Source organism: Microcystis sp. T1-4, assembly GCF_000297435.1.
In the GTDB taxonomy this organism is placed as follows: Bacteria; Cyanobacteriota; Cyanobacteriia; order Cyanobacteriales; family Microcystaceae; genus Microcystis.
Genome location: NZ_CAIP01000056.1, coordinates 1 through 12,032 on the forward strand (window position 1 = coordinate 1; position 12,032 = coordinate 12,032).

General features: G+C 41.9%; 13 protein-coding genes. 4 read left to right on the top strand and 9 right to left on the bottom strand.

Annotated features, from left to right (window positions below):
- On the bottom strand, nt 1–761 hold a 761-nt coding region (locus MICAI_RS03155), incomplete at its 3' end, for an RNA-guided endonuclease InsQ/TnpB family protein (RefSeq protein ID WP_039899536.1).
- 152 nt (nt 762–913) lie between these two features.
- Here MICAI_RS03155 and MICAI_RS03160 point away from each other — a divergent pair.
- Both MICAI_RS03160 and mutL read left to right on the top strand, forming a co-directional pair.
- Nucleotides 914–1,042 (top strand): element excision factor XisI family protein, encoded by a 129-nt coding sequence (locus MICAI_RS03160; RefSeq protein ID WP_081504647.1) that lies wholly within the window; start codon nt 914–916, stop codon nt 1,040–1,042.
- Between the two features lie 12 nt (nt 1,043–1,054).
- On the top strand, nt 1,055–2,707 hold the full coding sequence (gene mutL / locus MICAI_RS03165; protein WP_008197603.1) for a DNA mismatch repair endonuclease MutL: 1,653 nt from the start codon (nt 1,055–1,057) through the stop codon (nt 2,705–2,707).
- Between the two features lie 75 nt (nt 2,708–2,782).
- Here mutL and MICAI_RS03170 read toward each other — a convergent pair whose 3' ends face one another.
- Nucleotides 2,783–3,895, bottom strand: a complete 1,113-nt coding sequence (locus MICAI_RS03170) for a sensor histidine kinase (RefSeq protein WP_008197605.1) — start codon at nt 3,893–3,895, stop codon at nt 2,783–2,785.
- Nucleotides 3,896–4,260: 365 nt separating this feature from the next.
- Here MICAI_RS03170 and MICAI_RS03175 point away from each other — a divergent pair, with 365 nt between their 5' ends.
- Entirely contained in the window at nt 4,261–4,677 is a 417-nt protein-coding gene (locus MICAI_RS03175) for a DUF1816 domain-containing protein (RefSeq protein ID WP_039899537.1), read from the top strand.
- A 25-nt stretch (nt 4,678–4,702) separates the two neighbouring features.
- Here MICAI_RS03175 and MICAI_RS03180 read toward each other — a convergent pair whose 3' ends face one another.
- The 4 genes from MICAI_RS03180 to MICAI_RS03195 form a co-directional block, all read right to left on the bottom strand.
- Nucleotides 4,703–4,897, bottom strand: a complete 195-nt coding sequence (locus MICAI_RS03180) for a hypothetical protein (RefSeq protein ID WP_008197609.1) — start codon at nt 4,895–4,897, stop codon at nt 4,703–4,705.
- Nucleotides 4,898–5,797: 900 nt separating this feature from the next.
- Nucleotides 5,798–7,459, bottom strand: a complete 1,662-nt coding sequence (locus MICAI_RS03185) for an NAD(P)H-quinone oxidoreductase subunit 4 (RefSeq protein WP_008197612.1) — start codon at nt 7,457–7,459, stop codon at nt 5,798–5,800.
- Nucleotides 7,460–7,583: 124 nt separating this feature from the next.
- Nucleotides 7,584–8,285, bottom strand: coding sequence for an ABC transporter ATP-binding protein (locus MICAI_RS03190; protein ID WP_008197614.1), 702 nt, complete (start codon nt 8,283–8,285; stop codon nt 7,584–7,586).
- 271 nt (nt 8,286–8,556) lie between these two features.
- Complete coding sequence (locus MICAI_RS03195) at nt 8,557–9,294, bottom strand: septal ring lytic transglycosylase RlpA family protein (protein ID WP_008197615.1); 738 nt, start codon at nt 9,292–9,294, stop codon at nt 8,557–8,559.
- Between the two features lie 997 nt (nt 9,295–10,291).
- Here MICAI_RS03195 and MICAI_RS03200 point away from each other — a divergent pair.
- The gene (locus tag MICAI_RS03200) at nt 10,292–10,498 is read left to right on the top strand and encodes a type II toxin-antitoxin system HicB family antitoxin (protein WP_008197619.1); all 207 of its coding nucleotides are present in this window, start codon (nt 10,292–10,294) and stop codon (nt 10,496–10,498) included.
- 311 nt (nt 10,499–10,809) lie between these two features.
- Here the strand turns inward: MICAI_RS03200 and MICAI_RS03210 are convergent, their stop codons facing one another.
- The 3 genes from MICAI_RS03210 to MICAI_RS26790 form a co-directional block, all read right to left on the bottom strand.
- The gene (locus MICAI_RS03210; protein ID WP_008197621.1) at nt 10,810–11,142 is read right to left on the bottom strand and encodes a DUF5615 family PIN-like protein; all 333 of its coding nucleotides are present in this window, start codon (nt 11,140–11,142) and stop codon (nt 10,810–10,812) included.
- Nucleotides 11,139–11,363, bottom strand: coding sequence for a DUF433 domain-containing protein (locus tag MICAI_RS03215; RefSeq protein ID WP_002745983.1), 225 nt, complete (start codon nt 11,361–11,363; stop codon nt 11,139–11,141). The genes MICAI_RS03210 and MICAI_RS03215 overlap by 4 nt, the downstream gene beginning before the upstream one ends.
- Nucleotides 11,364–11,609: 246 nt before the next feature.
- Nucleotides 11,610–11,957: a DUF1257 domain-containing protein gene (locus tag MICAI_RS26790; RefSeq protein WP_232306117.1), complete on the bottom strand. Its 348-nt coding sequence runs from the start codon at nt 11,955–11,957 to the stop codon at nt 11,610–11,612.
- Nucleotides 11,958–12,032 lie beyond the last annotated feature (75 nt).

The window sequence follows — 12,032 nt, forward strand, 5'->3', positions numbered from 1 at the left end:
CTTAAATGCTTTCTAGCATATCTCTTTCTAGCCTTTTGGTAGTTGTTTGATTGAGGTTGACCTTTTCTAAACTTTTTGGATTTTTTCCGATTCAAACGGTTTAATCTTTTTTCCGCTTTGCGATAGTATTGCGGTATCTCTACCGTTTCCCCATCACTGTTAGCGTAGAAAACTTTTAAACCTACATCCAATCCCACACATCTTTTAGTCGGTTCTAGTGGTTTTGCGTATTCCCGAATATCAACGCTAAGGCAGAATTGGACATAATAACCATCCGCTCGTTTAACAATCCTAACTCGTTTAATTTGGTCAATAGGATAAAAGTTTAGGTCTCTAGTTCCTTTCAGTTTAATCGTGCCAATATTTTTCTTATCTGTGAAAGTAATTTTCTTTCTATCATCCGATAGTTTCCATCCACAGTTTTTATATTCCACAGAACGATTATTTTTCTGAAACTTGGGATAACCCTTTTTACCTTTTATTTTTTTCTTACAATTGTCATAGAAATGGGCAATAGCTGACCAGGCCCGTTCGGCCGATGCTTGTCTAGCCATAGAATTTAGAGTATCGACAAACTTGAACTGTTTGGCGAGAACTGCACAATATTTATTGAGAGAATATTTATCGATTTTGTCTTCCCTCTTGGCATCCATCCAAAGCCTTAAAGCCTTATTACGGATGAATTGTACTGTACGAATAGCTTCATCTATGGCAGAACACTGACTTGGTTTGACCACGGCTTTCATTTCTAAGACAATCATTGCTTATCGACCTCAAACAACTTATTTTGTCTTAACCTATACAGCATAGATTGTCAAGATTTTAGTCGTGCTTCGCTGTTTTATATTGGTCGGGGTTTCATCCCGTCGCTAAGCGCGAGGGTCTTCACCCCGACATTTGAGATAAAATCTGAGTGCAGCAGGACGGCACGGCAGCAGCGATCGCTGATAAATTGGTAGCGAGGGGAGTCCCCAAACAAAACATCGTTTTAGCTTACCATGGGCCCCATGTGCGACAATATACCGAGTTTGCCCTTGGCTAAAACCATTAATTGATGACTTTGCCCATACAAGTTTTACCCCAAGACGTAATCGATTTAATTGCCGCAGGAGAGGTAATCGACTCTTTAGGCGCTGTGGTGCGAGAATTAGTCGAAAATGCCATTGATGCGGGGGCGGATAGGATTAACATCGATATATCTCCCCAAAACTGGCGAATACAAGTATCGGATAACGGGAGGGGAATGTCTAGAGAGGATTTGCAACTGTGTAGCTATGCCCACAGTACCAGCAAAATCCGCCAACGGGACGATCTTTGGCAGATTACCAGTCTCGGATTCCGTGGTGAAGCTTTGCACAGTATCGCACAGGTGGCGCGTCTGCGGGTTGCCAGTCGCCATGATGATGATTTAGGTTGTTATTGTCTTTACAATCACCAAGGCGAGCCGGATAATTTAGAAACGATTCCTATAGCTATCGGCACTATCGTCACGGTAGAGAATCTCTTTGGTAACTTTCCTGTGCGTCGTCAAGCTTTACCGTCAATTAGCAAACAATTAAAGGATATACAGACTTTAATTCATAATTTTGCTCTCTGTCATCCCCAAATTACTTGGCAGGTTTTCCAAGATCATCAAGATTGGTTACGCATTAGTCCGGGTAAGGATGCCAGTCAAATATTACCCCAATTAGTTAAATCTCTGCATTTTAACGATTTAGCATCGCTAAAACTTGACTTAACGACTCCTGACGCAGAATCGGCTCAAATTGAATTAGTCATTGGGTTGCCCGATCGCATTTCTCGCCATCAACCGGATTGGGTTAGAATTGCTGTTAATGGGCGAATGGTGCGCTCATCGGAGTTAGAACAGGCAATATTTAAAGCTTTCGCTCGCACAGTCCCTAAAGATCGCTATCCCGTTTGTTTTCTCCATCTACATCTTAACCCCCGTTCGATCGATTGGAATCGTCACCCAGCTAAAGCGGAAATATACCTGCATAACCTCATTTTTTGGCAAGAACAGATAATTTCAGCCATAGACAAGGCGTTAGGACTAAATCCCGAACATATACCTGAAAAAGCGCAAAATCAGCGCATCAGTCAAATTCTCAAGGCTGCCGAGGAAAAAAGCACCTATACAATAGGGGAAAAATCCTCGAAAAATCGGCTGGAATTAAAGGCATTGGCCCAAATTCACCAAACTTACATAGTTGCCGAACATCCTAACGGATTATGGTTAGTGGAACAACATATTGCCCATGAGCGGGTTTTGTACGAACGTTTAGAGGATAACTGGGAAATTGTGCCGTTAGATACTCCGATCATCTTAAATCAGTTAACTACTCGACAAATCGAACAATTACAACGTTTAGGATTAGAAATTGCCAGTTTTGGCGATCGCTCTTGGGCAATTCGTAGTATTCCTGTTCTACTCAAAGAACGCGAGGATCGGGCTGATGCTTTACTAGAATTAAGTTTAGGAGGCGATTTACAAACTGCTCAGGTTGCTACCGCTTGCCGGAGTGCTATCCGCAACGGTACAGCTTTAAGTTTAGAAGAAATGCAGAATTTACTCGATGATTGGCAAAATACCCGTAATCCCCGCACCTGTCCCCACGGAAGACCGATTTACTTATCCTTAGAAGAAACTTCCCTCGCTCGCTTCTTCCGTCGTCATTGGGTAATCGGCAAAAGTCACGGCATTTAATCAGTGATCAGTTATCAGTGATCAGTTATCAGATGTGAGTTTTCAGTTTACTGATTACTGATTACTGTTCACTGTTCACTGAAAATTGGCAGATATGGTGAGGGAAAAACGAAAAGTGCTGCCTTTACCTAATGCACTTTCCACCTCGATTTGACTTTGGTGTAATTCCACTAAACGACGGGTAATCGCTAAACCGATACCACTACCCCCAGAATAACGGGAACGAGAGCGATCAGCCCGCCAAAAGCGCTCGAAAATAAAGGGTAAATCCGCTGCTGCAATGCCGATTCCCGTATCGATAACGGCAATTTGTAGGCGATTTTTGTCCCTTGTCACTTGCAGGGTAATTGTGCCATTATCAGTGTAACGAATGGCATTACCGAGCAGATTAACTAGGATTTGTTCGAGGCGATCGGGATCGGCCATGACAGCTGGTAAATTGGGGGGACAATCTAACTGTAAAGTCGGTCCATCTTCTAATAGTTGATCGGCAAATTTTTCGATGAGAGAATTTAACAAAGGTAATAAATTAACAGGTTGCAGTTTAATCGAAAGATAACCAGATTCCGCTCGTGATAGTTCCTGTAGATCGTGGGTTAAACGTTCTAACCTGCGGGTTTCTTTCACTAATTTCTGATAAAGTTCTGGATTAGGTTCGATCGCACCATCGGCTAATTCTTCTAAATATCCCCGTACCACAGTTAAAGGGGTGCGTAATTCGTGGGTAAGATCACCGATTAATTCCTGTCGCCTTTTTTCCACATCGGCTAAACTAATCGCCATCTGATTAAAACTAATGGCTAATTGATTTAATTCCGGTATTTCGCTTTCTGGAACTCTCGCCGATAAATCCCCTTCGGCAAAATTTTTAGTGATTTGTTTTATTTGTTTTACCGGTTTTATAATGCGTTGAGAAACCAAAAAACTAAGATAACCAGCCGCACTTCCTCCCGCAATGAATGACCAAATGGCACTACTATCCCAAGCTGTCTCAAAACCCCTAACCAAGAAAGTTCTCGCTGATCGCACGGTAAAAAATCCCTGCCTTTCTAACTGTTCCAAACGCAAAACAAACATTCGCGGAGAAGATAATTTAGCAATGATAATAAAGCTACTCAATCCCACCACCATAACGAGGAGATGGGATAAAAATAATCTGGTTCCTAAGCTTAATTTTGGTGGCTGCATATTTGTTAAAAAACTCTATTAGTCGTCAATGTTATTGACAGGGTTTATCATAAAGATGAAGTATAAGAGGGTTTGGCATCGACAACCGATTCCAACAAACGAAAACTTTGTACTTCACCATTAAGATAACTGCTATATATTCGGCTACAGCATCTTGAATAAAGGACTCGATCAGGTTCTTGCTGTGGAAGCATCTCCTGTCAAGCTATGCCGTGAGGGGAGAGTAGGTCAAAACCTAACTTTTTGCCGCTCTATGCTATGGTATCAAGATGCGCTACTCTGTTAGGAGATGATTTTGCTTGAGTCATCTGCTCAAAGTGGCGTCTGTTTTTTTAACCCTTACCCCAAAAGAGAATCTTTTCTGTATGCTAGAGGCTAATAATCAGGGAGAGAATCAAATATTTCTCTATGAAGTTGTTTTTTCGGGTTCTTCTGGCTCTTTGCCTCAACGCTTCTCCCAGACAGTCCTGCGAGTACCTAAAAGCCGCATGAGTCAAGAAACACAGCGCCTCCTGCGCCAAGGTGCCAAGATTCTCAGTATAAGGCCTCTGGACCTGGAAACTGTCTCGATCAAGCCTAGTTTACCACCTCAACCCTGGTGGATAGAGATCACCACCAGTCAGCCGAAATGTCTCTATTATTTCGGTCCTTTTGAGAGTTTTTCGGAAGCTTTATCCCATCAATCCGGTTATATCGAAGACCTCCAATCGGAATCTGCCCTGGGAATTAACAGCGAAATTAAACAATGTCAGCCAGAGGTTTTAACCCAAGAAGATTGTTAGTTTATGTATCTAATTTTACAGATTTTTAGGAATAGTTAGCCTCCTCTTGTTTTCGTTTAATAATGCCTTCACCTTCACAGAATTTACAGGGGACGGATTCATTCTCCGTCTCTAGATAGATTCTTCTCTTGCCTTGGCAGTGGGTACAGATAACCTGTTCTTCCCACCAATAATCCTCTAAAAAAGCCTCATCGGTAATATAGGTAAAATCTTCAAACATGGGCTTGTCCTCTTATCGTTCAGATAGCTTAATCTGGATTCATCTTTCCACCTGAGAAATTGAAAATCACTTTTACCCCCATCCTAAAAAAGATCGGGTTCATTCTTCTTGAAACTTAAATTACTTCATATTTATTTATATTTATTAATATATAATGAGTGTTCACTATCAAGCTGGTGTATCTCATATTTGTGACTTTCTGTCACTCATGATGATCAGCAGAAGTTATACTAAATCCGTGGTTCTTCTGGTTTCTGTGTGGAAACGAGGTCTATACTGATAGAATATCTGCCAAATAGCGATTAAAGTCTTGCCCGATAAGCATTTCACCTTACATAAGCAAAAATTATCACACAAAGTCGAGAAGAGCCAATCCGTTTTTAATAGCGTGATTAACACTCCTATAAATTGTTTCTCCCCGCTACCCACTCTCCTATACCTTTTAACGCGGTCCTGCAATTTACTTGGATTACCCGCAGGGAAGACAAAGAACAGGGAATTTTTATCTGCACTTTCAGGAAACGACTGGAATCTTTTCTCTATTAAATTTGGCAAGAATCCTCTTTCAGTGCCTACAAAAATACCGCTTAATTAGGGTTTGCTGAAAAAGTTTGTTGGTGGGGTTAAGGAGTCGGTCGTCAGTAGCCGGTCGTCGAGAGTTTCAGGCTTTGTTGCCCTCTCTTTTTATACCAATTTATGTACTACAAGAGGTCTAATGCAAGGTTTTTGAGAGTCCCAATCCGATTTTCTGGGACTAACATCGGATTTTAACAGGTCAAAAGCCTTATTTTAAAAGGGTTTTACCATTATTCAGCAAACCCTAATTAATTATCTCCTCGAAAAAAAAATCAGGAGCAGAATTTCTACTCCCGATAACCTATTCACTTTAGACTTGCCAATTTATTGGAAGATACTGGCAACTTTGGCGCTTACGTCCGGTTGAGTTTCAGCGTAGATATTTTGACGAGTAGCGGCGATTTCTGTGTAAGCTTGACGCACTTCCGAGTTAACTGCCACCGTTTTCACATCGTAGATACGGGTAGCCAGTTGGGGATAGAAACCGATAGCGACAATCAAAGCGAGGAAAGAGACAGCGATAAAGATTTCTCTGGGTTTAGCGTCAATATATTCTGATTCGTCAGGAAGGACACAGCTAGTACCGAAACAAACTGCTTGTTCGTTACTTTTGTTGGGGAGAATGTTAGTAATATCGCAGGAAGAACCATCTCCGTAGAAAACTTGACGAAGCATGGAGAGTAGATAAATCGGGGTGAGGATTAAACCAACGGAAGCGAGGAAAACAGTCACAACCCGGAAGGTTTGGCTATAAACGTCACTGCTAGTGACACCGATGAATACGGTAATTTCGCTGGCAAAACCGCTCATTCCAGGCAACGCTAGGGAAGCCATGGCCCCGGCAGTAAAGAGAGCGAAGACTTTCGGCATCGCTTGAGCAATCCCACCCATCTCGTTTAAAGCTAAGGTATGGGTGCGGTCATAGGTGACACCAGCAAGGAAGAATAGGACGGCGGCAATTAAACCGTGGGAGAGCATTTGTAACATAGCGCCGCTAATACCCACATCGGTAAAGGAAGCAATCCCTAAAAGGACGAATCCCATGTGTGAAACCGAGGAATAAGCGAGACGGCGTTTCATGTTTTGTTGACCGAAGGAAGCGAAAGCACCGTAGATAATATTGACGACACCGAGAATCGCTAGAATCGGGGCAAAGTAGATGTGTGCATCGGGGAGAAGCTCCATATTAAGGCGTATTAAACCATAACCACCCATTTTGAGGAGAACACCAGCAAGAATCATCGATACAGGTGCAGAAGCTTCACCGTGAGCATCGGGGAGCCAAGTATGGAGGGGGAAGATGGCCAGTTTGACTCCGAAAGCGATTAATAAACCAGCGTAAAGGACTAATTCTAAAGCGAGGGGATAATCTTTAAATCCTAATTCCGCCATATCAAAGGTCATTGCACCACCACCGTAAAGGGCCATGGCTAGACCGGCAACGAGGATGAAGATAGAAGCGGCGGCGGTGTAGAGTAAGAATTTAGTGGCGGCATAACGACGTTTTTGACCACCCCAGATGGAAACGAGTAGATAAACGGGAATTAACTCGATTTCCCACATTAAGAAAAATAATAATAAGTCTTGGGCGACGAAAACACCAATCTGAGCGGCGTAGAGCAACAGCATCAGGAAGTAGAATAAACGGGGTTTGCGGTCCACTTGCCATGCGGCCAAGATAGAAAGGGTTGTCACTAATCCTGCTAATAAAACTAACGGTGCCGAGATACCATCTACCGACACCGCCCAACTTAAACCTATTTGGGGAACCCAATCGATTTTTTCTACTAATTGTAGGTTGGGGTTGCTTAAATCATATTTTTGTAAAAAGACGTAGCACATTAATATAAAGTCTGCTAGTCCGACTCCAAGAGCGAACCAACGAACGGTTTTTCCTTCCTTGTCGGGGATTACAGGGATTAGGAAAGAGGCAAGCAAGGGGAGCAAAATGATGGCAGTGAGCCAGGGGAAGTTAGCCGTTAGCATGGCAGTAAGAAAAAATACCTATTTCGTTATGTGTTCATTTTATGCGACTTTGTAAAATTTTGTAAATATTTTTTCTCCTACCTTTACCATAGACTTTTATCTATAGTTGCCGCATGATCATCGATTAACCCAAATAAGCTTGTTTGACCCGCTCATCCCTGAGTAAATCCCCGGCTTCTCCCGCGATAGTCAAGCGTCCCGCTGCCAAAACATAGCCGCGATTGGCAGTTTCTAGGGCTAAATGGGCGTTTTGTTCCACTAACAGGATAGTTACTCCCGATTCGTTTAATTGACGGATAATACTGAAGATTTCTCTCACTATCTGCGGCGCTAGTCCTAAACTGGGTTCGTCTAGTAACAATAACTTGGGACGACTCATTAAAGCTCTGGCGATCGCCAGCATCTGTTGTTCCCCACCGCTTAGGGTTCCCGCTAACTGCTCTCGGCGCTCCGATAGTCGGGGAAAAAGTTGCCACTGCTCTTCGATATCGCTTTTTACTGCTAGGCGATCGCTTCTGGTATAAGCACCTAACTGCAAATTTGTCAAGACTGTTTGACGCGCTAAGATTCTTCTCCCTTCCGGACTATGGGCAATTCCCCGCTTAACGATTTCATGGGGCGGTAAATGGGTAATATCTTGACCCTGATAGATTATTCGCCCCGTCTTTGCCGTTAAAAGCCGAGATATTGTCTTTAGAGTCGTCGTTTTTCCCGCTCCGTTCGCTCCAATCAGGGTGACAATTTCCCCCGTTTCTACCCTTAGGCTAACCTGCTGTAATGCCTTTATTCCGCCATAATTAACCGATAAATCGTTAATTTCTAACATAAACCCCGTCAAATCCCAATAGGATCACTATAGCAGTGATCCGTTACCAGTTATCAGTGATCAGTTACCAGTGATCAGTTACCAGTGATCAGTTATCAGTTACCAGTGATCAGATGTGAGTTTTTAGTCAGGGATAAGGAGGAAGCCTGAACATTTGTACTGAATTTTCCAAGACGCATTATTGAGTGAGGGGTATTGAGTAGCATTAACAGTGCTGTCTTTTCACTGCTTACTGTTTACTGATAACTGTTTACTGATAACTGTTTACTGATTATCTGCCTAAAACTTCCAAGACCACCGGGGCAACTCCCGATTGGAAGACACCGATAATCGCTGCCGCACCTCTGGATAGGTCGATGACGCGACCACCAGTAAACGGACCGCGATCGTTAATTCGCACCACCACCGAGCGCCCATTACGCAGATTAGTTACCCTAACCCTAGTGCCGAAAGGTAGATAGCGATGAGCGGCAGTTAAACCACCAGAGTTAAAAGTCTCACCACTAGCGGTGCGACGACCGTGGAAACCAGGACCATACCAAGAGGCCATTCCCTGTTTACGAGGCCGGCTGCTGGTTTTTGTCCCTTGGGTTGTTTTTGGCTTCTCTGGCGGTGTGACTGAGGCAGGATTGCTGGCCGGAACCGGTTTGACTTGATTGGGTTGTGATTGGGGTTGTATCGTCGAAGGAATGGCCTCTTGGGGCCGGGGTGTAACGCTTGCAGGGACGGTATTTTCTTTGTCCACTAGGGACTCCAAAGTTTTTAGAATTTCGTTAGCATTATTTTGAGGCGAACGTGATACTTTGATATCTGAATCGAATGTTCGACTATTGGAAAAAGCGGACAGAACGGTTTGAGAAGTGGACTCGATGACAGTTTGACGATCTATGCTAATGTCCGTCAGGCTGTTGCTGAGTCCCGCTGTCTGGGAACAAATTATCGACGCTGTAGTCCCCACTACGGTGAGGGCGGTTATAGCTTGTAGTTTGTTCAATTGTTGTTTGTTCATAGACTTTCTTATTGTGCGTTAGCAAGTTCCCAATGCAAAGCTGAAGGAATTTGCTAACATTCCTTTGAGTTTGCAGAGCTAACTTGGTTGCGTTCTGTTCAACCGTATCACGGAAAATTGGTTGGTCATTACGAGAATTTATATCGTTATCGGGCAAGAGAATCAAAAATTTAAATAAAGGGTTGACGTGCGCTAAAAACCAGGTTAGGATAAAAGGTTTTTAATTTTTTGTGTCCTAGAGGGGGTCAAGGTTAGGAAAACTTAGGGAATTAGTGAAATTTCGAGGGGGAATAATGCTAGTATTGACAAGGGTTTCAAGGATTATCAGCCCCCCGCGATTTCCCTCTATAGCAGCAGATAATGGTTAATAAAACTGTTTTCTTCGCTACAAAAAACTAAATTTTTAAGATCAATGTTAAATCAGACCAAGGATCAGAGATTAAAAATTATAATAGGGGCTTGACAGGCAACTAAAAATAAGCTGTTATTAGCCAAACTTAACTATAGAATCAGAAATGCTGATACAGGCTAATAATAAATCCTGTTTAAAAGGGATAGGGAAGTGGGGAAGTGGGGAAGTGGGGAGTATTTTGCTGTGAACAGTGAACTGAAAACCCGCATCTGAATACTGAATACTCACTCCTAACCCCACGAAACGCTTTTTCGGCAAACCCTATATATATAGATGGCCGAGGTCCGAACGGGTGTGGGGTGTAGGGAAAGAAACCTCTTTCATCTGTGGTGGTGAAAATTTTTTCGTTGGGACTGACTGGAAAGAGGGTGTAGGGTGTAGGGTGTGGGGTGTAGGGAAAGAAACCTCTTTCATCTGTGGTGGTGAAAATTTTTTCGTTGGGACTGACTCCTAACCCCACGAAAAGCTTTTTCGGCAAACCCTATCTAATGTATGTTGGGTTTCCTTGGGTCAATCCAACCGACAAGAGCGGCTATAAAATCTAATATAATCAAGACAGCAGGTCATCCCATAGGTAATTCTCAAATGAATTATAAGATTGAAATAGAACAAGAAGAAGATGGACGATATATTGCTGAAATCGTCGAACTTCCGGGAGTTTTAGTCTATGGCAATAGTCAACAGGAAGCTATTGCTAAAGTTCAAGCACTTGCTTTGCGTGTCTTAGCCGATCAACTTGAACAGGGAGAACTTCCAGAAAATCACCTAAATTTATCATTTGTTGCTCTATGAGTCAATGGTCAGCAACGAAAGCCAAACAAGTTTTAAAAGCATTAAAAAGCATAGGTTGGAAAATTAAACGCAGTGGACTGTTTCAGCTAAAATAGGGCAATAGATTTCGGCTTAAAGTCTTAAATTATAGAATTTATAGCATTTTTCTAATACACCAAATTAACTGAAACAATCCAGTAGGGTGTGTTAGCGATAGCGTAACACACCAATTTAATAATAAATTTGCTGCGTGGGGAGCGGATTATTGATTTTGGTTTTTTAACAGAATTGGTAGCCGCAAACACAAACCCTACCAGATTAAGCGATCGCACTCAACTTAATATCAACAGACTTTCTGTTTCACTATCAAAAAATTCAACAATAATTAAAAAATAACCTCTTAAAATTTCGATAATCTTTGCAGTGGGACTATTACCAATACGAAGATAGATAAATTTTGGTGGATGACCATATAATAGACTGCGCTGATGAAAATCGGCATCTTTAGAGACAATTACAAAATCGTTGAATTTGGCAAATTCCCAGATAAGTGCATCATCAGTATTGATCAGTCCTAAAGTCTTGACGTGCTGAGAATTAGAATATAAATCAATTATTTTATCAATAATCCGATCTGACAAATTTTCATCTAATAACAGTTTCATAAAGAGGTGATAAATAATTTTTTCTCTCGATCAGCAGCAAAAGCCAAACAAGCTTTGATATCCTCGGAAGTTAATTCTGAAAAATCCTCAAGAATTTCTGCTTCTGTCATTCCTGCTGCTAAATATTCTAGAATATCGTACACAGTTATACGCATTCCTCGAATGCAGGGTTTTCCGCTTCGTTTTCCAGGTTCAATGGTAATAATGTTTTGGTAACTCATAATGCTTTAACTATTTTTACCTTCCCAATTATATCTTATTCGATGACAGAGATCGCACTCCACCCCACCGACAAGAACGATCACCCTTCAACTTCTTACCACTCTTAGGGTGTAAAGTGCGAAAGCGTAACGCACCAATTTAATAATAAATTTGCTGCGTGGGGAGCGGATTATTGATTTTGGTTTTTGATCAGAATTAGTAGCCGCAAACACGCACCCTACAAGATTAGCAGATTAGAGATCGCGCTAATTTAAACCTCTCTCTTTAATTTCTTTAAGGGTTTTATTAACAGCATATTTTGCATTGATACTATTAATCAATTCAGTTGAATTATGTTTTTTGGCAACTCCCCAGAAAACAACAATCAAGTCAAAAGTTCCCTCACCATTACGACTCCAACCTAGATCATAATCTCCCTCTAGCACAGCAACAATATCTGCTCTAACTCTTTGACCATTAGAACCACCACGAACATCTGCTTCACGTTTAACTATTATTCCTAAATCCTGCAAAGATTTTACTAAAATTTCAGTATCAGTTATTTTAGTTGTTAAAACAGAAAAATGACCGCCGCCGCCTCTTTTGTTCTGAATATCCTGCTCTCTTTTGTTCTGACTATCTTGATCAGGATTTCTCAACTCTCTGAAATTATTACGCCCAAGAAGTTC

What these genes read in the sequence shown, in the direction of transcription:
- mutL (WP_008197603.1), top strand. Translation starts at nt 1,055, where the DNA reads ATGACTTTGCCCATACAAGTTTTACCCCAAGACGTAATCGATTTAATT.
- MICAI_RS03170 (WP_008197605.1), bottom strand. Translation starts at nt 3,895, where the DNA reads ATGCAGCCACCAAAATTAAGCTTAGGAACCAGATTATTTTTATCCCAT.
- MICAI_RS03175 (WP_039899537.1), top strand. Translation starts at nt 4,261, where the DNA reads ATGCTAGAGGCTAATAATCAGGGAGAGAATCAAATATTTCTCTATGAA.
- MICAI_RS03180 (WP_008197609.1), bottom strand. Translation starts at nt 4,897, where the DNA reads ATGTTTGAAGATTTTACCTATATTACCGATGAGGCTTTTTTAGAGGAT.
- MICAI_RS03185 (WP_008197612.1), bottom strand. Translation starts at nt 7,459, where the DNA reads ATGCTAACGGCTAACTTCCCCTGGCTCACTGCCATCATTTTGCTCCCC.
- MICAI_RS03190 (WP_008197614.1), bottom strand. Translation starts at nt 8,285, where the DNA reads ATGTTAGAAATTAACGATTTATCGGTTAATTATGGCGGAATAAAGGCA.
- MICAI_RS03195 (WP_008197615.1), bottom strand. Translation starts at nt 9,294, where the DNA reads ATGAACAAACAACAATTGAACAAACTACAAGCTATAACCGCCCTCACC.
- MICAI_RS03200 (WP_008197619.1), top strand. Translation starts at nt 10,292, where the DNA reads ATGAATTATAAGATTGAAATAGAACAAGAAGAAGATGGACGATATATT.
- MICAI_RS03210 (WP_008197621.1), bottom strand. Translation starts at nt 11,142, where the DNA reads ATGAAACTGTTATTAGATGAAAATTTGTCAGATCGGATTATTGATAAA.
- MICAI_RS03215 (WP_002745983.1), bottom strand. Translation starts at nt 11,363, where the DNA reads ATGAGTTACCAAAACATTATTACCATTGAACCTGGAAAACGAAGCGGA.